We start from the raw sequence: 20,987 nt of genomic DNA, 5'->3' as shown, positions 1-20,987 counted from the left end.
TCGCCCCGATTCGCGTCAACCGGAATCCGTCATCGCACCGGCCGTCCCTGTGGACGAGTGTGAATAGTGGGCGTCAGTTGAAATGACAATGGACGGCTTGTGGCGCGGCTCTGGTACTGCAGTTGCTCGGCAACGGACGGGGAAGACATTGGCTGAGGCAGCACGCAAGTTCGAAGTGGCGGAAACCCCGCTCTACCGGGAAGCCCCGAACAACATCGAGGCCGAGCAGGCGCTGCTCGGCGCGATGCTGGTCAACAACGACGCCTTCTACCGCGTCTCCGACTTCCTCAAGGCGACCCATTTCTACGAGCCGTTGCACCGCAAGATCTTCGAGGTCTCGTCCGAGCTGATCCGCATGGGCAAGATGGCGAACCCGGTGACCATCAAGACCTTCCTGCCCGCCGACGAGAAGGTCGGCGACATGACGGTCTCGCAATATCTGGCCGCCCTTGCGTCCAATGCCGTCACCGTCATCAACGCCTCCGACTACGGCCGCGCCGTCTACGACCTTGCCACGCGCCGTGCGCTGATCACCGTCGGCGAGGACATGGTCAACATCGCCTATGACGCGCCGGTCGACATGTCGCCGTCCGAACAGATCGAGGATGCCGAGCGCCGCCTGTTCGAACTCGCCGAGACCGGCCGCTATGACGGCGGCTTCGAAAGCTTCTCCGACGCGGTCAAGACCGCGATCGACATGGCCAGCGCCGCCTATATGCGCGACGGCCATCTGTCTGGCGTTGCCAGCGGCCTTCACGATCTCGACGCCCGCATGGGCGGCCTGCAGTCTTCCGACTTGATCGTGCTTGCCGGCCGCCCCGGCATGGGCAAGACCTCGCTCGTCACCAACATCGCCTTCAACGTGGCCCACGCCTATGTCCCGGCGCAGCAGGCAGACGGCTCGTTCAAGGCCGAGAACGGCGGCGTCGTCGGCTTCTTCTCGCTCGAAATGTCGTCCGAACAGCTCGCCACCCGTATCATTTCCGAGCAGGCCGAAGTGCCCTCCTCCAAGATCCGTCGCGGCGATCTCACCGAAGCCGATTTCGAAAAGCTGGTCAGCTGCACCCAGACGCTGCAGAAGATTCCGCTGTTCATCGATTCGACCGGCGGTATCTCGATCGCCCAGCTCGCCGCGCGTGCCCGCCGCCTCAAGCGCCAGCGCGGCCTCGACGTCATCATCATCGACTATATCCAGCTGATGCAGGGCTCGTCGGCCAAGTCGTCGCAGAACCGCGTGCAGGAAATCACCGAGATCACCACCGGCCTCAAGGCGCTGGCCAAGGAACTCAACGTTCCGATCATCGCGCTGTCGCAGCTGTCGCGTCAGGTCGAAAGCCGCGACGACAAGCGTCCGCAGCTCTCCGACCTTCGCGAATCGGGCTCGATCGAGCAGGACGCCGACGTGGTGCTGTTCGTCTATCGCGAGGAGTACTACCTCAAGAACAAGGAGCCGAAACCCGGCACCGACGAATATATCAAGTGGGAAGGCGACATGGCCGAAGTGCGCGGCAAGGCCGAGGTCATCGTCGCCAAGCAGCGCCACGGCCCCACCGGCACCGTCAGCCTCGGCTTCCAGGGCGAATTCACCCGCTTCTTCGACCTCGCGCCCGAGCATCACCTGCCGGAGAGGTTTGGAGAACAGTAGGCCTTGTCAAACGCAGCGCCTCTTCCCGCCAAGGGGCTCGACCCATCCCAATCAGTATTGCATCGCACCCATGGCTAAAGCGCGCGTTCAGTTCATCTGCCAGAATTGCGGCGCAGCGCACCAGCGCTGGGCCGGCAAATGCGATTCCTGCGGCGAGTGGAACACGCTCGTCGAGGAAGGCACTTCCGGCGGCATCGGCAGCGGCCCGGGCGCGCTGAAGAGCGCCCGCAAGGGCCGTCCCGTCACCCTGACCTCGCTCGACGGTGACATCGAGGACGCACCGCGCATCGTCTCGGGCATCGGCGAACTGGACCGCGCCACCGGCGGCGGCTTCGTTCGCGGCTCGGCGCTGCTCATCGGCGGCGATCCCGGCATCGGCAAGTCGACGCTGCTCACCCAGGCGGCGGCGGCACTCGCGTCGCGTGGCCACCGCGTCGTCTATGTCTCGGGTGAAGAAGCCGTTGCCCAGATCAGGCTGCGTGCCCAGCGCCTCGGCGTCGCCTCCTCGCCGGTCGAACTCGCCGCCGAGACCAATGTCGAAGACATCCTGGCCACCATTGCCGACGGCAAGCGGCCGGACCTGGTCATCATCGATTCGATCCAGACGCTGTGGACCGACCTTGCTGATTCAGCCCCCGGCACCGTCACCCAGGTGCGCGCCTCGTCCCAGGCGATGATCCGCTACGCCAAGTCGACAGGTGCCGCGGTGGTGCTTGTCGGTCACGTCACCAAGGAAGGCCAGATCGCCGGTCCCCGCGTCGTCGAGCACATGGTCGATGGCGTTCTTTATTTCGAAGGCGAAGGCGGCCACCACTTCCGCATCCTGCGCACCGTCAAGAACCGTTTCGGCCCGACCGACGAGATCGGCGTCTTCGAGATGTCCGACAAGGGCCTGCGCGAGGTCGCCAACCCGTCCGAACTGTTCCTGGGCGAGCGCCATGCCAAGGCTCCCGGGGCTGCCGTCTTCGCGGCGATCGAAGGCACGCGGCCAGTGCTGGTCGAAATCCAGGCCCTTGTCGCCGCCTCCACGCTGGGTACGCCACGTCGTGCGGTCGTCGGCTGGGATTCGTCGCGGCTGTCGATGATCCTCGCCGTGCTCGAGGCCCATTGCGGCGTCCGATTCGGCCAGCACGACGTCTATCTCAACGTCGCCGGCGGCTACCGCATCTCCGAGCCGGCTGCAGATCTGGCGGTCGCTTCCGCACTGGTTTCCTCGCTCACCGGTCTTGCCCTGCCCGCTGATTGCGTCTATTTCGGCGAAATCAGCCTTTCTGGCGCCGTGAGGCCGGTTGCGCATGCGCAGCAACGCCTTAAAGAGGCCGAAAAGTTGGGCTTCGGAAGGGCAGTCCTGCCCGCCGGCAGTGGGGACATCGCAGGTGGAATCGGGGCCGGATCGTTCCAGCCGACCGCACTCGCGGATCTGGTGGCGCGGATAGCCGGCTCAAGACGAAGCCGAGCGGAAGAGACGGACTAAACCGTCGTCAGGGAGTGAGAGACACTATGCCGATTACGCTGCTTGACGGAATTCTGGTCGGCTTCACCTTGGTTTCGGCGATGCTCGCCATGGTGCGCGGCTTCTCGCGCGAGGTGCTCTCGGTCGCCTCCTGGGCTGCGGCTGCCGCTGCTGCCTTCTTCTTCTACAAGCCGGTCGTGCCCTACGTTCAGCCCTATATCGACAACGAGAAGATCGCGATGGCCGCAGCCGCCGGCATCGTCTTCATCGTCGCGCTGATCGTCGTCACCATCATCACCATGAAGATCGCCGACTTCATCATCGACAGCCGCATCGGCGCGCTCGATCGCACGCTCGGCTTCCTCTACGGTGCGGCACGCGGCATCCTGGTGGTCGCTGTCGGCCTGCTGTTCTTCAACTGGCTGGTCGGCGACAAGTCACCTGCCTGGGTTTCCGAGGCCAAGTCGCGCCCGCTGCTCGAAAGCATCGGCACGACGATCGAAAACATGCTGCCGGAAGATCCCGAGAATTCGATTCTCAAGAAGCTCAATTCGCAGGGCGAGCCCGAGGCCGGCGCGGCCACGCCGCCCGCCGAAGGTGGAGCTGACGAGCCTGCCGGCGCGCCCGCAGCGGAAACGCCGCCCGCCAACAACTGAGCGACTTCGCGATCATCAGGGGACCGATGATCAGCGCGTGACATTGAACGCCGTGCGTCCGAAGGGAGGCACGGCGTTCTGCATTCTGGCTGCGTATCGCTGGTCCGGCAGGCAGCATTCCTCGGCGCGTCGCAGACACTCAGGATCGACGCGCCCCGGTCAGGACGCGTGAACCCTCCCGACGATCACTCCATGGTTTCGAACAACAGCTTGTTGGTGTTCATGACCGACATCTGGACGATGTCGTCTTCCTTGACGCCTCGTGCCTGCAACTCCGTGAAGAATTCGCGCAGGGCATCGCCAACGCCTGCCGAGAACACCTGCCCGACGTCCGACGACAGGATTACGCCCTGCGAGCCGACCGCCTCGATGACTTCGATGTACTGCTCGTAGCTCAGGTCATCCATGGCGAGGTTGACGAAGGCCAGTTCGCTGTAGGCTCCGTACTGCTCCCACATGCGCCGCATCGTCTCGGGATCGAGCTCGGTGGTCTGAAACAGCGGATGCGTCATGATGATCCGGCGGATGCCCATCTCATGCGCGATCCTGACGACCGTCAGGGTCTCGTTGCGGTCGAAATGCCCTGTCGCCAGGATGAGATCGTTGTCGGCGATCACCTGCAGCGCGCGCCGCAGCGCGGCCATCTTGTCGTCATTGCCTTCGTCCAGCGTATAGCCGGTACCCTCGGCATAATACCTCGTGTACTGCCCCTTGATGCCCCAGGCCTCGGACAGGTCGCGGCGATTGTACTTCTTCAGATGCGCCTCGCAGCACATCGTCGGCATCCAGACCACGAAGCGGTCGGAATCCGGGTCTGCCGCCGTCACGTCGCGCTTCCAGCCGGAGAGTGCCGACCGCACGCCATGGTCGTCGACGCCGCCGCAGCCGAAGTTCAGGGCGACGGAACCAACCAGCGCCACCTTGTCGTCGGGCCGGCGCAACTGGCTGACCTGTCCGGTGGTCGGCTGGAAGTGATTCTTCATCACCACGCCGAAGCCTTCGCTCCGCGCCTCGGCCGCGAGCGTTTCAGCGCTATATTTCCGGCGCAAAAACTCCGGTCCGATATGCACATGCATATCGATCACGCGCTTGTCGCCAACGTGCGGTAGTGCCTTCATAACCCAACTCCATTCCCAGTCACGGCAGTAAATTATGTATATACATAATTACTATTCTATACGCATAGAAGCTTGTCAACATGCCTCCGCGAGCCTCCGACACCATTGTCGCGGCGACCTCTGCTTGGCGCCACGCGCTGTAGCCAAGTTCTTCGCTTGCGAGTCAAGCCGGCAGCATGCATGAGCACTTGGCTCAGCTTGCGCAACTTCAATTATGTATATACTTATTCCCGCGGCTTGAAGCCGCGCTTCCTGGTGTCGCGTGGGCCGAGCGCATTTTTTGGGAAGGAAAGCATGTCAATTAAGTCTTCTACGGCGCAATCGCCGACCCTCGCGGACGACAAGGACGCGCCCGTCAACAGCTATGCGCGCAAGGCGCTGCTCGCATCCAATCTCGGATACGCGATGGATGGTTTCGACCTGATGATCCTGAGCTTCATGCTGCCGGCGGTTACGGTCGGCCTGGCCCTTTCGAGTTCGGAGGCGGGCTCGCTCATTACCTGGACCCTCATCGGGGCCGTGATCGGCGGCCTGATCGTTGGGGCACTCAGCGACCGTTTCGGCCGCATCCGCGTCCTGTCGTGGACCATCCTTTTGTTTGGTGTGTTCACCGGTCTTTGTGCCATCGCCCAGGGTTACTGGGATCTGCTGATCTACCGCACCATCGCCGGCATCGGCCTGGGCGGCGAGTTCGGCATCGGCATGGCGCTGGTGGCAGAGGCCTGGCCGGCGCATAAGCGGGCGCGCGCCTCGTCCTACGTCGCCCTGGGTTGGCAGGCCGGCGTGCTCGCCGCGGCGCTGCTCACCCCGCTGCTGCTGCCCCTGATCGGCTGGCGCGGCATGTTCGTCATCGGCCTGATCCCGGCTGTTGTGGCCTTTGCCCTGCGCAAGTACCTGCATGAGCCTGAAATGTTCGTGGCGGCGGCCAAGAAGGACGCCGGCAAGCGCGTCAATCCCTTCCGCCACCTGGTTGCAGACCGCGAAACGATCCGGTCGACGATCGGCATCGGCATCATGACGTCGGCGCAGAACTTCGGCTACTACGGCACGATGATCTGGCTGCCGGCCTACCTGTCGACGCAGATGGGCTTCACGCTCACCAAGTCGGCGATGTGGACGTCGGTCACCGTGCTCGGCGGGGCGGTCGGCATGTGGATCTTCGGGCATTTGGCGGACCGCTTCGGCCGCAAGCCGCTGTTCATCGCCTTCCAGATCGGCGCCATGGCGATGGCATTCGTCTATCCGCAGATCAAGGACCCCACGGCGCTGCTCATTGCCGGCGCGATCACCGGCGTCTTCCTGAGCGGCATGATCGGCGGCTATGGCGCCCTGATCTCCGAAAGCTACCCGACGCAGGCCCGCGCGACGGCACAGAACGTGCTCTTCAACGTCGGCCGCGGCGTCGGCGGCTTCGGCCCGCTGGTCATCGGCTGGCTGGCAACGCAATATTCGCTGTCCGCCGGATTGTCGTTCCTGGTCTTTGTCTGGGCAATCGACATTCTCGCCACGGTCTTCCTGATCAAGGAACGCAAGGGCGTCGAACTGGCCTAGGGCCAAGTTGCCTGCGCAGGATCACCTCCTGCGCAGGCCACCTGCGACAAGGCCTGCTAAAATTGGTGATGGTATTGCAGGTCGGCATGCCCTATATGACGGCTTTCCGACACGAGACCGTGACCCGATGGTTGACGCAGACACACCTCTCTCCGCCGAGGCCGATGATCATTTCCACGATGAATGCGGCGTGTTCGGCATCTTTGGCCGGCAGGACGCAGCAGCCATCGTCACGCTGGGCCTGCATGCGCTCCAGCATCGCGGCCAGGAAGCTGCCGGCATCGTCTCCTACGACGGCAGCCAGTTCCACGTCGAACGCCATGTCGGCCTGATCGGCGACACCTTCACCAAGCAGCGCGTCATCGACAGCCTCAAGGGCAATCGCGCCATCGGCCATACGCGCTACGCCACCACTGGCGGCGCGGGTATCCGCAACATCCAGCCCTTCTTCGCCGAACTGGCCGATGGCGGCTTCGCTGTTGCGCATAACGGCAACCTGACCAATGCGATGACGGTGCAGCGCGCCTTGCAGAAGCAGGGCTCGATCTTCTCGTCGACCTCCGACACCGAAACCATCCTGCACCTGGTGGCGACGTCCAAGGAACGCGATCTCAATGCGCGCTTCATCGATGCGGTGCGCCAGGTCGAAGGCGCGTTCTCCCTGGTGGCACTGTCGTCGAAGAAGATGATCGGTTGCCGCGATCCGCTCGGCATTCGCCCGCTGGTCCTCGGCGACCTCGACGGTGCCTGGATCCTCGCTTCCGAAACCTGCGCGCTCGACATCATCGGCGCGCGTTTCGTGCGCGATCTCAAGCCCGGCGAGATGGTCATCGTCACCTCCAAGGGCATCGAGAGCATCTTCCCGTTCGAGCCGCAAAAGCCGCGCTTCTGCATCTTCGAATATGTCTATTTCGCCCGCCCCGACTCCTCGGTCGAGGGCCGCAACGTCTATGACGTGCGCAAGCGCATCGGCGCCGAACTCGCCATCGAGAGCCCGGTAGAAGCCGACATCGTCGTGCCCGTGCCCGATTCCGGCACGCCGGCGGCCATCGGCTTCTCGCAGCAGGCAGGCATCCCCTTCGAGCTCGGCATCATCCGCAACCACTATGTCGGCCGTACCTTCATTTCGCCCGGCGATTCGATCCGCCATATGGGCGTCAAGCTCAAGCACAACGCCAACCGCCGGATGATCGAAGGCAAGCGCGTGGTGCTGGTCGACGATTCCATCGTCCGCGGCACCACCAGCCAGAAGATCGTGCAGATGGTGCGCGACGCCGGTGCCCGCGAAGTGCACATGCGCATCGCCTCGCCGCCCACCCGCGCCTCCTGCTTCTACGGCGTCGACACGCCGGAGAAGTCCAAGCTTTTGGCCTCGCGCATGACGATCGAGGAAATGGCCGAGTTCATTCGCGTCGATTCGCTCGGCTTCCTGTCGATGGACGGTCTCTACCGCGCCGTCGGCGAGACCAGCCGCGACAACGAACAGCCGCAGTTCTGCGATGCCTGCTTCTCGGGGCAGTACCCGACACGCCTCGCCGATCTCGAAGGCTCGGACAATGTCCGCACCTTGTCGCTGCTGGCGACGGGCGGAGTCTAGCGCCTTCTGACGCTGCCTGGCTTTCGCGTCAGTTCGCGGAAGCCGCCTCGTTCTTCCAGATAAGGCCTTGCCGCAGCGCCAGCTTTTCGCCTGGCCCGTGGACTGCTGCGAACAGCAGTCCCGCGAGGAAGGTGAAGTGGTCGACGAAGAAGCCGAACTCGGCCTGGTTTCCCTGCCAGAGCGAGGGGCCGTGGAAGGCGAAGGCCAGGAAGATCACGTAGACCCCCGCGAGCAGAGCGGCTTCCGAAAAGAAGGCGCCCGTCAGGAAGGCCAGTACCAGAGCAACTTCGAATATGGCCGCGAGCCACGCGAGGAGCAACGGGGAGGGAAAGCCGGCCGCCGCGATGTAGGCCGCAGTTTGTTCCATTCCGGCGAACTTGAAGACAGCCGCCATGGCGAAAGCGCCGGCAAAGATCAGTCTGGCGACAAGGATTGCTACAGTTCTGCTCATGGCTCGTACCTCCGGGATCATCGTTCTCAACCCAGGACGCCTGACGCCAGGCTTTTCCGACATTGCCGGCGCGAATTTCGCAGCTTGCGACACATAGTCGGCCCTCATTGTGGCCTGCGGGGTTTTGTTCGCGGCGAAATCGTCCTATCAGGCAGCGGATCGACAAGTTCGAATTGGGTGCCCTCATGACCACCATTCCCGACCTCTCCGGCCGCATCGCCCTTGTCACCGGCGCCTCGCGCGGCATCGGCTACAACACAGCCAAGCAGCTGGCCGCAGCCGGCGCGCATGTCATTGCGGTTGCGCGCACGGTCGGTGGCCTCGAAGAACTCGACGACGAAATCAAGGCTGCCGGAGGCCAGGCGACACTGGTCCCGCTCGACCTGACCGACATGGCCGGCATCGACCGGCTCGGCGGCTCGATCCACGAACGCTGGGGCAAGCTCGACATCCTGGTGGCGAACGCCGCCGTTCTCGGCGTCATCGCCCCGATCGGCCACGTCGAAGCCAAGGTCTTCGACAAGGTGATGGCGGTCAACGTGACGGGCACCTGGCGGCTGATCCGCTCGGTCGATCCGCTGCTGCGCCTCTCCGACGCCGGCCGCGCCGTCGTCGTCACCTCCAACGCCGCGCATTCCGCACGCGCCTTCTGGGCGCCCTACGCCGCCTCCAAGGCTGCGGCCGAGACGCTGATGCGCTCGTGGGCCGACGAGACCCGCAACCTGAAGCTGCGCGTCAACGCCTTCGACCCGGGTCGCACCCGCACGGCGATGCGCGCCCAGGCGGTGCCGGGCGAAAACCCTGAAACGCTGCCGCATCCCTCCGAGGTCGCAGCCCACATCCTGCCGATGGTCGACCCTGCCCTCACCCGGACCGGCCTGATCTACCAGGCCGGCGAACAGCGCTGGGTCTCCTACCAGCAGCCAGCCTGAACATCTTCTGCCGACCGGCCCGGCACTTGCCGCTTCGGGGCCTGCCTGCCCCGACAAAGCAACGATACCACCGCTGCCGCGTTGACCATCGCGATCCGACGAATGTGGGGACATCGACCGCATGACCACAGACCAGATGATGTCCCTCGCCGTCATCGTGCTGATGATGGCGGCGTTCATCTGGGGTCGGTTCCGTTATGATCTGGTCGCCTGCGGCGCCCTGATCGTCGCCGTTGCGGCCAGCATCGTTCCGCAGGCCAAGGCATTCAGCGGCTTTGGCGACGACATCGTCATCATCGTCGGCTCGGCGCTCCTGGTCAGTGCCGGCGTCGCCCGCTCGGGCATCATGGAATATGCCATCCAGCGCTTCGCTCCGGATGTCTCCAGCGTCAGGGCGCAACTGGCGTTGCTGGTCATCGTCGTCACGGTGTTGTCCGCCTTCGTCAAGAACATCGGCGCGCTGGCGATCATGATCCCGATCGCCTTCCAGTTCGCTCGCCGGTCCAATGTCTCGCCCTCGGTGTTCCTGATGCCGATGGCGTTCGGCTCGCTGCTCGGCGGCCTGATGACGCTGATCGGCACCTCGCCCAACATCGTCGTCTCGCGCGTGCGCCAGGAGATGACCGGCGAGGCCTTCTCGATGTTCGACTTCACCCCGGTGGGTGCGGCCCTTGCCGCCGCCGGCGTCGTCTTCCTGGTGCTGTTCTACTGGCTGCTGCCCAGCCGCACGCGCGCCTCGGCCTCCATCCACGAGGCGATCGACATCAACAACTACGTCACCGAAGCCCGGATCGTCGCCGACTCCGCCGTCGCCGGCAAGTCGCTGGGCGATCTGCTGAAGCTCGGCGGCAGCCGCGCTGTCGTCACCTCGATCCTGCGTTCGCGGGCGCTGCACGTCACGCCGTTTCCGGACGTGATCCTGCGCGAAGGCGACATCCTCCTGATCGAGGGCGCCCCCGACGTCCTTGACCGCATGGTGGCGCAGGCCAAGCTCAGCGTCACCGGCAGCCGCGATTCCGCCGGCGGCAAGCATGCCGCCGCGGCCGTCGAAGCAGTCATCGGCGAAAATTCGAGCCTGATCGGCGGGTCGGCCCAAAGGCTTGCGCTCTACGACCGTTTCAACGTCAACCTGCTGGCCGTCAGCCGCAAGGGCGAGCGCATCCAGGAGCGCCTCGGTGCAGTCACGCTGCGCATGGGCGACGTGGTGGTGCTTCAGGGCAATCCCCAGACCCTGCCGGAGATCCTGCGCGAACTCGGCTGCCTGCCGCTGGCGGAGCGGTCGATCCTCCTCGGCAGCGTCCGGCGCGGCATCGTTCCGCTGGCGATCCTGATCGCCGCGATGGCGGCGACCGCCCTGGGCCTGCTGCCTGTCCCGCTGGCTTTCTTCTCGGCTGCCGTCGCCATGGTCCTGTTCCGTGTCATCCCGCTGCGCGAGGTCTATGGCGCAATCGACGGGCCGATCCTGGTCATGCTGGCAGCTCTCATTCCTGTCAGCGATTCCTTGCGGCGGACGGGCGCCACCGACGTCATTTCGGCCTGGCTCGCCGAGTTCGCCGCCGGGTTGCCGGCTGCAGGAGCACTGACCCTCATCATGGTCGTGGCGATGGCGGTCACGCCGTTCCTCAACAATGCCGCGACCGTGCTTGTCGTCGCCCCCATTGCCGCGGGCTTCGCCAGTTCGCTCGGCTACCAGCCGGAAGCATTCCTGATGGCCGTCGCCATCGGCGCCGGCTGCGACTTCCTCACACCGATCGGCCATCAGTGCAACACGCTGGTGATGGGACCGGGCGGCTACAAATTCTCCGACTATCCTCGCCTCGGGCTGCCACTGTCATTGCTGGTCATCCTGGTGGCGGTGCCGATGCTGATCCTCGTCTGGCCGATGTAGGCGACACGCAAGCGTGATTGGCCGTTGATTTCGGCCCGCCCTAGCTTTGCGCGTCTATCGGTAAAGTTTGGGAGGAACGATCGATGAAACGCATCCTCATCCTGTCCGCGGCACTGTGCTCCGGCCTTCTCACCGCCAGCGCCCAGGACAACACGATGAGCTTTTTCGTGACCAGCGCCGGCCTGGGCAAGGGCGCAAATCTCGGCGGCCTCGCAGGCGCCGACGCGCATTGCCAGAGCCTCGCCGAAGCTGCCGGCTCGACCGGCAAGACCTGGCATGCCTATCTCTCGACCAGCGACACCGACGCCAAGGATCGCATCGGCAGCGGTCCATGGTCGAATGCCAAGGGCCAGAAGATCGCCGACGATGTCGCCTCACTGCACAGCGACGCCAACAACATCAACAAGGAAACCGCGCTCGACGAGAAGGGCAACGCCGTCAACGGCCGCGGTGACCAGCCCAACAAGCACGACATCCTGACCGGGTCGATGCCTGACGGCACCAAGGCCGCCGACCAGTCCTGCAACAACTGGACCAGCGACGGCGAAGGCGTCGCCATGATGGGGCATCACGACCGCATGGGGCTCGACGATTCGGCGGCCGCGAAGTCCTGGAATTCCTCGCATGCCTCGCGCGGCGGCTGCGGCCAGGAAGCGCTGAAGGGCACCGGCGGCGACGGCCTGTTCTACTGCTTCGCCACCAACTGAGCGGCCTGCATCACCCCTAACGTTCGGCCGATACCGAAAGGTCCGGCCGAACGTTCAACGTCTGGAATACGACGCAGTAACGCTCGGTCAGCTTGATCAGCGCGTCGATCCGGTCCTGCGGCTCGTCCGTATCGAGCTTGAAGGCCAGCCTGATGGCGCAAAAGCCAACCGGCGCGTCCTTGGCGACACCGAGCGTGCCGCGAAAGTCGAGATCGCCCTCGGCCGAGACCCTGGCTTCGCCGAGCCTGAACTCCAACGCCGTGGCAACCGCCTTCAAGGTCACTCCGGCACAAGCGACCAGCGCTTCCAGCAGCATGTCACCGGAACACAACTCCATGCCGCTGCCACCGGTCGCCGGGTGCAGGCCGGCGGTCACGATCGCCCTGCCCGTATCAACCTTGCAGGCAATCGACTGGTCGTCGACGGCACCGGCGGCCCGCAGCGTGATCAGCCCCCGCCCAGCATCCTCGCGATAGGCGTCCTTCAGCGGCGCCTGCAGCGCCTTCAGTCCCGCGGCATCCATGATCTTCTCCCGGCAAACCATGGCGATCCTAGCATAGGCAAGGTGCCTTGGCTCATGACAGCAGGCTGGCAGGAGCGATGCGATAGACTAAGCTTCTCTTGCAGGAGACGGCATGGCCACCGACATCATCGACGGCGCATCGGAACACAGGCTCGGCATGTTGCTTGTCACGCTGTCCGCGGCGGTCTTCGGCCTGTCCGGCATCCTCACCAAATCGATCGACGCCGATCCCCTGACCATCACCTCCTGGCGCGGACTGGCCGGCGGGCTGCTGATCACTGCTTATGTCCTCTGGCGCCGGCGCGGCGGCCATGGCGAAAGCCTCGATCTCGGCTGGCAAGGCTGGATGCTTGCCATAGTGGGGACATTCGCCAGCATCGCCTTCATCGCCGCCTTCAAGAACACCTATGTCGCCAATGTCGTGGTCATCTACGCGACAGTGCCGTTCGTCGTCGCCTTGCTCGCCTGGGTGATCATCGGCGAGGTCTTTCGCCGCCAGACAGCAGTTGCAGCAGCGGTCTGCCTCGTCGGCGTCGCCGTCATGGTCTGGTCCGGGCTTGGCGGCGGCCACGCCTTCGGCGACATGCTGGCGCTGCTGATGACCTTCACATTCGCGCTTTACGCGACCCTCGTCCGCCGCTTTCGCAACGCATCGGTGGTGTGGGCCGGCGCCGTTTCGGCTTTCCTGGGCGTCTTACCGGCCTGGTTCGTCACCGACCCGCTCGCCGTGCCAAGCCAGGACATAGCTGTGCTCGCCATATTCGGCCTTACCTTCGCCCTCGCGGTGGTGCTGTGGACCGAAGGCGCGCGCCGCATTCCGGCTGCCGAAGCAGGGCTGCTCGGCACCGCCGAAGTGCCGTTCGGCATCTTCTTCGCCTGGCTGTTCCTGGCCGAGTTGCCGCCGGTCGCTAGCCTCGCCGGCGGTGCCATCGTGCTGGCGGCCGTGTTCTGGCACGCCTGGCGTGACTGGGCCGGCACCCGGGCTGTAGCCACCGCGCTGGCCAACGGCGAAAAAGAATCGAAAAAAACCTGAACGGGGCGGAACCAAATCGCGGGGTCGGCGTTATTGGCCTCAGGACGGGTTGCCCCATCCCCCCATCCCCTCCACCCGTCCCTTTGCTTTAAGCCGGTCGCAAGACCGGCTTTTTCCTGTCCTGAACCCCAGGGGATGGCGGGACGATGCGCATTGACGTGGCGTCGGCATCGTCTAGTTTCAGTGCGCGCGGTTGGGGGGTCGCGCGCATTGGGAGGTGCGGCATGGTCCTGGCCAGTGCGATTCTGCTCGGTCTTGTCGCGGCATGGATGCTTGCCGCAGGCTACCTGACGTATACGCTCGGCATCCGCTTCCGCCAGGCGCTGCTCTATCTACCGCTCAAGCTGGCGTGGCGCGTCCACGACAAGGCCATACGCCAGGCGCGGGATTCAGAAACGCCGGTCATCTATGTCGTGTCGCATCAGTCCCGACTCGAACCGGCGCTGATGCTGTCCCTGCTGCCGGAGCAGACGCTGCACATCCTCGACGATGCCTCCGCCCGCGCCTTCTGGCTCGAGCCGTGGCGCGAGCTTGGCCGCACCATCGCCTTCAACGCCGAACATGTCTTCGTCAGCCGTCGCCTGGTGCGCGTGCTGCGCGGCAAGGGCCGCCTCGCGGTCTACCTGCCCGACACCGTCGAGCCAGACGTCAAGTCGTTCCGCCTGTTCCGCGCCGTCGCCCGCATTGCCATGCAGGCCGACGCCCGGATCGTGCCGATCTTCGTCAGCGGCGCGCGCCACCTGCCGTTTTCGCTGACACCGGCCGAACGCGCGCCACGCGCCTGGTTCCCACGCCTCCGGATCGCAGCGCTTGCGCCCATGACCATGGCCGAACTGCTCCAGCGCGCCGGTTACTCGCAGACCACCACCGCCAATGCCCTGTTCGACCGTTTTGCCGAAGCGCGGCTCGCCGGCACCGATCTCGACCGGGGCTTGTTCCACGCCGTGTGCGATGCCGCCGGCCGCTACGGCGCCTCGCGCCTGATCGTCGAGGACGTCGTCAGCGGCGCGCTCAGCTACCGCAAGCTCCTGACCGGGGCGCGCGTGCTGGGCAAACGCCTCGAGGGCCTGACCAGCCCGGGCGAAGCGGTCGGCATACTGTTGCCCAATGCCAATGGCGTGGTGCTGACCATGCTCGGTCTCATCTCGGCAGGGCGCGTGGCCGCCATGGTCAACTACACCGCCGGCGCCACCAATGTCGCCTCGGCGGTGAAGACGGCTGCCATCAAGACCATCGTCTCGTCGCGCGCCTTCATCCAGAAGGCCGACCTCGCCGACATCGTCGCGGCCGCCGAGCAGGCCGGCGCGCGGATGATCTGGCTGGAAGAGCTGCGCGACAGCATCACGACCTTCGAAAAGGCCGCCGCGGCCGCTCAATGGCGGCGCCCGCTGCAACCCCAGGTCGCCTCCAGGCCGGCAGTCATCCTGTTTACCTCGGGCTCCGAAGGCATGCCCAAGGCCGTCGTGCTCTCGCACCGCAACCTGGTCGCCAACGCCATGCAGGCCGAGGCCCGAATCTCCATCTCGCCGGCCGACAAGCTATTCAACGTGCTGCCGGTTTTCCATTCCTTCGGCCTCACCGGCGGCACCATCCTCCCGCTGATCACCGGGGTGCGGCTCTTCCTCTACCCCTCGCCGTTGCACTACAAGCTCATCCCGGACGTCGCGCGCAAGATCCGCCCGACCATCATGTTCGGGACCGACACCTTCCTTGCCGCCTATGCCCGGACTGCGGAGGATGGCGATTTCTCCAGCCTGCGTTTCGTCGTGGCCGGCGCCGAGCCGGTACGGTCGGAAACACGGCGCGTCTGGCGCGAGCGATTCGGCGCCGAGATCATCGAAGGCTTCGGCCTGACCGAGGCGGCGCCGGTGGTGGCCGTCAATACGGCGACCCATGGCCGCGACGGCACGGTGGGACGCCTCTTGCCCGGCATGCGCATGCGGCTCGAAGAGGTCGAAGGCGTCAGCGAAGGCGGGCGGCTCTGGCTCAACGGCCCCAATCTGATGATGGGATACATGACCGCCGACCGGCCGGGCGAGTTGCAGCCGCTCGAAGGCTGGCACGACAGCGGCGACATCGTCTCGGTTGACCGCGAGGGCTTCGTCACCATCCGCGGCCGGGCCAAGCGTTTCGCCAAGATCGCCGGCGAGATGGTCTCGCTCGGCGCCGTCGAGATGCTGGTGCAGGCACTGTGGCCGGAGGAACGCCACGCCGCCGTTGCCGTTCCAGACAAGCGCAAGGGCGAACGCATCGTGCTCGTCACCACCGCCGGCAATGCCGATCCCGAAACCTTGCGCCTCTATGGCAAGCAGGCCGGGGCCGCCGACCTGATGGTCCCGCACGACATCATCAAGGTGCGCGAAATCCCGGTGCTCGGCTCCGGCAAGACCGACTATGTCGCTGCGCGCCACATGGCCATCGAGCGACTGGGGCTGGCAGCCTAGCTTGCCGGCTTGGTCTCGTCCGAGACGTCGGTTGTCTCAGCCTCGGCTGTGGCAGCCACAGCCTTCTCGCCCTCGATCCTCGCCCGTCGTGCATAGGCACTGGCGCTCAGCGGCAGGAAGATAAGGTAGCCGATCACCGACGCTGTCAGCGTCTGCCAGGGATAGACTGTCAGAAGCAGCACGTAGAATACCGCAACCAGCATGACGGGCAGCAGGTATTCCCTGCGAATGCTCAGCTTCTTGCCGGAATAGACAGGCAGCCGGCTGACCAGCAGGAAGGCGACGAGGATGGCGAAGCCGGTGGCGACGTAGGCCACCGTGCGCGTGCCCTCGAGGCCGAGGAAGCCGAGATACATCGGCAGCATCAAGGTGATGGCCCCGATCGGCGCCGGCACGCCGACGAAATACTCGGCCTGCCAAGCCGGGCGATCGAGGTCTTCGTCGAGCACGTTGAAACGCGCCAGCCTCAGGCCCATGGCGATGGCGAAAAGCAACGTCGCGATCCAGCCCAGGGATCCGGCCTTGTCGAGCAGGTAAGCATAGAGCACCAATGCCGGAACGACGCCGAAATTGACGATGTCGGCGAGCGAGATCCATCTGCGCGCCGAACCTCGAGGTCGCCTTCAGCATGCGCGCCAGACGGCCATCGATGCCGTCGAGGAAGGCTGCCAGCAGCACCATCACTACGGCCGGTTCAAACCGGTCCTGGAAGGCGAGCCGAATGCCGGAAAGCCCAGCGCAGATCGCCAGCACGGTGATGAGGTTGGGCAGCACCATGCGCAGCGGAATTTCGCGGATGCGCGGTCCGCCGCTGCCATGTGGTTCGAAGGGCTTGAACGGCGCCACCATCAGGAGACCCGCACCAGCGGTGCGTGGCTGGCGCCGCCGAATTCGGCGAGGATGGTTTCGCCAGCCACCGCGGTCTGGCCGACGGCGACGCGCGGAACAGCTGCCGCGGGCAGGAACACATCGACGCGCGAGCCGAAGCGGATCAGGCCGAAACGCTCGCCCACCGCGATGTTGCCACCGACATCGGCCCAGCAGACGATGCGCCGCGCCACGAGGCCGGCGATCTGGACTGCGGCGACCTGGCCGTTGGGGCTGTCGATGACGACGCCGTTGCGTTCGTTTTCCTGGCTTGCCTTGTCGAGCTCGGCGTTGAGGAATTTGCCCGGACGGTGCTCGATGCGGACGATCTTGCCGCGCACCGGTGCGCGGTTCACGTGGACGGAGAAGACATTCATGAACACCGAGATGCGCGTCATCTCGGCATTGCCGAGACCGAGTTCGCGCGGCGGCACGGCCGGGCCGACGGCCGAAACCACGCCATCGGCGGGGCTGACCACGAGCTTGTCGTCAACAGGGGTCACGCGCTCGGGGTCGCGGTAGAAATAGGCGCACCAGGCGGTGAGAATCGCCCCGATCCAGAACAGCGACGTCGAGAAGAAGCCCAGCAGGACGGCGACCGCCGCGAATCCGGCAATGAAGGGATACCCCTCGCGATGGACCGGAACGAAGGCGTTGCGGATCGTGTCGGCTATGCTCATGAAAGGGGTGGCCGTTGCTGTTGAAGTCCCGGAGTGCTTACCGGAAAGCTCTGGCCGCCGCAACGCGACATTGCCGGCCGGTGGTCAGGTGACGCCAGGGGCAGCATCGCCTGCTTGATCTTCAGAAGTTTCGTAACTATAAAAGTTACATGAAACACGACAGCCGCCTTTCCGCGACATTGCATGCCCTGCTTCACATGGCAGATCACGGCAAGCCGATGACATCGGACCATCTCGCCTTGTGCCTGCGCACCAATCCGGTGGTCGTGCGCCGGACGATGGCCGGCCTGCGGGAGGCCGGTTTCGTGACGTCGGAGCGGGGCCATGGCGGCGGCTGGACGCTTGTCCGCGACCTCGCCTCGGTCAGCCTGCGCGACATCCACCTGGCATTGGGCGAACCGGTGCTGCTGCCGCTCAGCCCAGCCACCGAAAACCCAGGCTGCCTGGTCGAACAGGCGGTCAATCACGCACTCGACGACACCTTCCGCGAGGCGCAGGCCCTGCTGCTCGAACGGTTCGGGCAGATACGGCTCAGCGATCTCGCCGCCGATTTCAGCCGCCGGATGGCGGACCACGCACAACATGCAAAAGGAAATCACGATGCAGCATGACGCCATCATCGTCGGCGGCAGCTTTGCCGGCCTCGCCGGAGCACTGGTCCTGGCCCGTACCCGCAGGCGGGTGCTGGTGATCGACGCCGGCATGCCGCGCAACCGCTTCGCCGCCCGTTCACACGGCGTGCTCGGGCATGACGGTCGCGCCGGTGGCGACCTCCTCGCAGAGGCCAGGGCGCAGTTTCTAGCCTATCCATCCGCCTCGCTCGTCTCCGGCGAGGCAGTCGCAGCCGAGACGACGGAAGAAGGCATCGCGGTCAGGCTTGCCGACGGGACGCTGCATCAGGGCCGACGCATGCTCATCGCGACGGGTGTGCGCGACGACCTGCCGGCCATTCCCGGCCTCGCCGAGCGCTGGGGCGAGACGGTGCTGCACTGCCCGTATTGCCACGCCTATGAAATCGGCGGCGGGCCGATCGGCGTGCTCGCCACCACGGCACTTTCCCATCACCAGGCATCGCTTCTGGCCGACTGGGGCGACACGACCTACTTTGCCAACGCGAACTTCCCGCTCGACGAAGCCACCGCCGCGCTGCTGTCCGCCCGCAACGTCCGGATCGAGGATACGCCCTTCACGGCAGTCGAAGGCCCCGCCCCTGGGATCGACGGCGTGCGCCTTGCCGACGGCAGGCTGGTGCCGGTCAAGGCCCTGTTCATCGGAGCGCCCTTGCGCATGGCCAGCCCGCTGGCGCAACAGATCGGCTGCGCGTTCGACGATACGCGCCTTGGCGTCAAGATCCACACCGACGGCTTCAAGCAGACGACGGTCCGCAACGTCTTTGCAGCGGGCGATGCTGCCACCGAAATGCACAACATCACGCTTGCTTCGGCGGATGGCGTCTTTGCAGCGCTTTCCATCCACCGTTCACTGATCGAAGAGGACGCAGCAACGTCGCTGAACGCAACAGCTGCCTGACCGGTATCAGGCCCCGTCGGTGACCTCCGGGGTGCGGCGGCGCACGACGACGCCGAGCTCGTCGCCCTCGCGGGCCTGGCGCAGCCGTTCCTCGGCTTCCGTCGCTTCGCGCTGGCGATCCCACATCGAGGCGTAGAGGCCGCGCTTGCCGAGCAATTCGGCATGGGTGCCGCGCTCGGCGATGCTGCCATCGGCCAGCACGATGATCTCGTCCGCTGAAATGACCGTCGACAGGCGGTGCGCGATGACCAGCGTCGTGCGGCCCTTGCTGACCAGGTCGAGCGCGCTCTGGATTTCCTGCTCGGTCTGGGTGTCCAGCGCTGACGTCGCCTCGTCCAGCATCAGGATCGGCGGCGCCTTGAGGATGGTGCGGGCAATCGCCACGCGCTGCTTTTCACCGCCCGAGAGCTTCAGGCCGCGCTCGCCGACCATCGCCTTGTAGCCGTCGGGCAGGCGCTGGATGAAACCGGCGATCTGCGCCAGTTCGGCCGCCTTGCGCACATCCTCCTCGTCGGCGTTCACGCGGCCGTAGCGGATATTGTAGGCAATGGTGTCGTTGAACAGCACGGTGTCCTGCGGCACCATGCCGATCGCGCCGCGCAGGCTCTCCTGGCTGACGTCGCGAATGTCCTGGCCATCGATCAGGATCGCGCCCTGCTGGATGTCGTAGAAGCGGAACAGCAGCCTGGAGATCGTCGACTTGCCGGCGCCCGAAGGGCCGACGATCGCCACCGTCTTGCCGGCCGGAACCTCGAAGCTGACGCCCTTGAGGATCTGCCGGTTGGGATCATAGGCAAAATGCACGTCGCGGAACTCGATCCGGCCGGTTCCGATCTCCAGCGCCCGGGCGCCCGGCTTGTCGACCACCTCCTGCGCGACGTCGAGCAGGTCGAACATCTGCTCGATGTCGGTCAGGCCCTGGCGGATTTCTCGATAGATGAAGCCGATGAAGTTGAGCGGCACCGAAAGCTGCATCAGCATGGCGTTGATGAAGACGAAATCGCCCACGGTCTGGGTGCCGGCCATGACCTCCATTGCCGACATGGCCATGACGATGGTCATGCCGATGCCGAAGATGACGCCCTGGCCGAAGTTCAGCCAGCCGAGCGACGTCCAAATGCGGGTTGCCGCCGTTTCGTAGCGCGCCATCGAGCGGTCGAAGCGCTCGGCCTCCATGGCCTCGTTGTTGAAGTACTTCACCGTCTCGAAATTGAGCAGCGAGTCGATCGCCTTGGTGTTGGCGTCGGTGTCGGAATCGTTCATCTCGCGGCGGATGCCGATGCGCCAGTCGCTCGCCCGCACCGTGAACCAGGTGTAGATCCAGACGGTGGCAGCCACGACCGCCACATATTTCCAACCATAGGCGAAGCCGAAGATGCCGGCCGTCAGCGCGAATTCGAGCACCGTCGGCGCGGTATTCAGGATGGTGAAACGGACGATGGTCTCGATGCCTTTGGTGCCGCGCTCGATGATGCGCGACAGCCCGCCGGTGCGGCGCTCGAGATGGAAACGCAGCGACAGCTGGTGCATGTGCACGAAGGTGCGATGCGCTAGCTGACGCACCGCATATTGCCCGACGCGGGCAAACAGTGCGTCGCGCAGCTGGTTGAAGCCGAGTTGGACGATGCGGACGACATTGTAGGCAACCACCAGCATCACCGGCGCCACCAGGAAAGCCGGCAGCGGCAACGGCGAGCGCTGGTCGCCGGCCAGCGCATCGGTCGCCCATTTGAAGAAATAGGGCCCTGCCACCAGCGTCAGCTTGGCAACGACCAGGAACACGGTCGCCCAGACGACACGCGCCCTGAGATCGGGCCGGTCCTCCGGCCACATATAGGGCCAAAGGTTCCTGATCGTGCTGAAAGTCGAGCCGCGTTCGGCGGAGACGGTCTTGTTAGCCACTGTTCTTGCC

17 protein-coding genes and 1 pseudogene are annotated in these 20,987 nt (G+C 65.1%); 12 read left to right on the top strand and 6 right to left on the bottom strand.

Annotation, left to right across the window (positions count from 1 at the left end; translation table 11 throughout):
• Positions 1–148: 148 nt before the first annotated feature.
• The 3 genes from WHT83_RS12515 (at position 149) to WHT83_RS12505 (ending at position 3,754) form a co-directional block, all read left to right on the top strand.
• Positions 149–1,645 (top strand): replicative DNA helicase, encoded by a 1,497-nt coding sequence (locus WHT83_RS12515; RefSeq protein ID WP_108608711.1) that lies wholly within the window; start codon positions 149–151, stop codon positions 1,643–1,645.
• Positions 1,646–1,715: 70 nt separating this feature from the next.
• Positions 1,716–3,119, top strand: a complete 1,404-nt coding sequence (gene radA, locus WHT83_RS12510) for a DNA repair protein RadA (protein WP_108608712.1) — start codon at positions 1,716–1,718, stop codon at positions 3,117–3,119.
• Between the two features lie 26 nt (positions 3,120–3,145).
• Positions 3,146–3,754, top strand: coding sequence for a CvpA family protein (locus WHT83_RS12505; RefSeq protein ID WP_108608713.1), 609 nt, complete (start codon positions 3,146–3,148; stop codon positions 3,752–3,754).
• A 185-nt stretch (positions 3,755–3,939) separates the two neighbouring features.
• Here WHT83_RS12505 and WHT83_RS12500 read toward each other — a convergent pair whose 3' ends face one another.
• Positions 3,940–4,872, bottom strand: coding sequence for a DUF6282 family protein (locus WHT83_RS12500; RefSeq protein WP_108608714.1), 933 nt, complete (start codon positions 4,870–4,872; stop codon positions 3,940–3,942).
• Positions 4,873–5,166: 294 nt separating this feature from the next.
• Here WHT83_RS12500 and WHT83_RS12495 point away from each other — a divergent pair, with 294 nt between their 5' ends.
• Together WHT83_RS12495 and purF are read left to right on the top strand one after the other, a co-directional pair.
• Positions 5,167–6,423 carry an MFS transporter gene (locus WHT83_RS12495; protein WP_406871335.1) on the top strand — a complete coding sequence of 419 codons (1,257 nt, stop codon included), beginning with the start codon at positions 5,167–5,169 and terminating at the stop codon, positions 6,421–6,423.
• A 127-nt stretch (positions 6,424–6,550) separates the two neighbouring features.
• Complete coding sequence (purF, locus tag WHT83_RS12490) at positions 6,551–8,020, top strand: amidophosphoribosyltransferase (protein ID WP_183262198.1); 1,470 nt, start codon at positions 6,551–6,553, stop codon at positions 8,018–8,020.
• A gap of 28 nt (positions 8,021–8,048) precedes the next feature.
• On the opposite strand, the gene WHT83_RS12485 is transcribed toward purF, so the two are convergent.
• Positions 8,049–8,471 (bottom strand): DoxX family protein, encoded by a 423-nt coding sequence (locus WHT83_RS12485; RefSeq protein ID WP_406871334.1) that lies wholly within the window; start codon positions 8,469–8,471, stop codon positions 8,049–8,051.
• Between the two features lie 185 nt (positions 8,472–8,656).
• On the opposite strand from WHT83_RS12485, the gene WHT83_RS12480 reads away from it, so the two are divergent.
• The 3 genes from WHT83_RS12480 to WHT83_RS12470 all read left to right on the top strand — a co-directional run bounded on the left by WHT83_RS12480 (position 8,657) and on the right by WHT83_RS12470 (position 11,998).
• A complete protein-coding gene (locus WHT83_RS12480) occupies positions 8,657–9,403 on the top strand; it encodes an SDR family NAD(P)-dependent oxidoreductase (RefSeq protein WP_406871333.1) in 747 nt (248 codons plus the stop codon).
• Positions 9,404–9,524: 121 nt separating this feature from the next.
• On the top strand, positions 9,525–11,291 hold the full coding sequence (locus WHT83_RS12475; RefSeq protein WP_406871332.1) for an SLC13 family permease: 1,767 nt from the start codon (positions 9,525–9,527) through the stop codon (positions 11,289–11,291).
• Positions 11,292–11,374: 83 nt separating this feature from the next.
• The gene (locus WHT83_RS12470) at positions 11,375–11,998 is read left to right on the top strand and encodes a hypothetical protein (RefSeq protein ID WP_108608717.1); all 624 of its coding nucleotides are present in this window, start codon (positions 11,375–11,377) and stop codon (positions 11,996–11,998) included.
• Between the two features lie 16 nt (positions 11,999–12,014).
• Here WHT83_RS12470 and WHT83_RS12465 read toward each other — a convergent pair whose 3' ends face one another.
• On the bottom strand, positions 12,015–12,521 hold the full coding sequence (locus WHT83_RS12465; protein ID WP_406871331.1) for an OsmC family protein: 507 nt from the start codon (positions 12,519–12,521) through the stop codon (positions 12,015–12,017).
• Between the two features lie 112 nt (positions 12,522–12,633).
• On the opposite strand from WHT83_RS12465, the gene WHT83_RS12460 reads away from it, so the two are divergent.
• Both WHT83_RS12460 and WHT83_RS12455 read left to right on the top strand, forming a co-directional pair.
• Positions 12,634–13,554 carry a DMT family transporter gene (locus WHT83_RS12460; RefSeq protein ID WP_406871330.1) on the top strand — a complete coding sequence of 307 codons (921 nt, stop codon included), beginning with the start codon at positions 12,634–12,636 and terminating at the stop codon, positions 13,552–13,554.
• A 224-nt stretch (positions 13,555–13,778) separates the two neighbouring features.
• Complete coding sequence (locus WHT83_RS12455; protein WP_406871329.1) at positions 13,779–15,998, top strand: AMP-binding protein; 2,220 nt, start codon at positions 13,779–13,781, stop codon at positions 15,996–15,998.
• Here the strand turns inward: WHT83_RS12455 and WHT83_RS12450 are convergent.
• Positions 15,995–16,847 (bottom strand): annotated as a pseudogene (locus tag WHT83_RS12450) (CDP-alcohol phosphatidyltransferase family protein). The gene WHT83_RS12455 and the pseudogene WHT83_RS12450 sit on opposite strands and share 4 nt — an antisense overlap.
• Positions 16,847–17,545: a phosphatidylserine decarboxylase gene (locus tag WHT83_RS12445; protein WP_108608721.1), complete on the bottom strand. Its 699-nt coding sequence runs from the start codon at positions 17,543–17,545 to the stop codon at positions 16,847–16,849. The pseudogene WHT83_RS12450 and the gene WHT83_RS12445 overlap by 1 nt, the downstream one beginning before the upstream one ends.
• Before the next feature lie 149 nt (positions 17,546–17,694).
• On the opposite strand from WHT83_RS12445, the gene WHT83_RS12440 reads away from it, so the two are divergent.
• Complete coding sequence (locus WHT83_RS12440) at positions 17,695–18,156, top strand: Rrf2 family transcriptional regulator (RefSeq protein ID WP_318764248.1); 462 nt, start codon at positions 17,695–17,697, stop codon at positions 18,154–18,156.
• Positions 18,146–19,075, top strand: coding sequence for an NAD(P)/FAD-dependent oxidoreductase (locus WHT83_RS12435; RefSeq protein WP_406871328.1), 930 nt, complete (start codon positions 18,146–18,148; stop codon positions 19,073–19,075). Before WHT83_RS12440 ends, WHT83_RS12435 begins: the two co-directional genes overlap by 11 nt.
• A 6-nt stretch (positions 19,076–19,081) precedes the next feature.
• Here WHT83_RS12435 and WHT83_RS12430 read toward each other — a convergent pair whose 3' ends face one another.
• Positions 19,082–20,977 (bottom strand): ABC transporter ATP-binding protein/permease, encoded by a 1,896-nt coding sequence (locus tag WHT83_RS12430; protein WP_108608723.1) that lies wholly within the window; start codon positions 20,975–20,977, stop codon positions 19,082–19,084.
• Positions 20,978–20,987: the final 10 nt, after the last annotated feature.

This window comes from Aminobacter sp. P9b (genome assembly GCF_045345995.1).
Lineage (GTDB): Bacteria > Pseudomonadota > Alphaproteobacteria > Rhizobiales > Rhizobiaceae > Aminobacter > Aminobacter niigataensis.
This window is presented reverse-complemented; position numbering and strand designations above follow the sequence as displayed.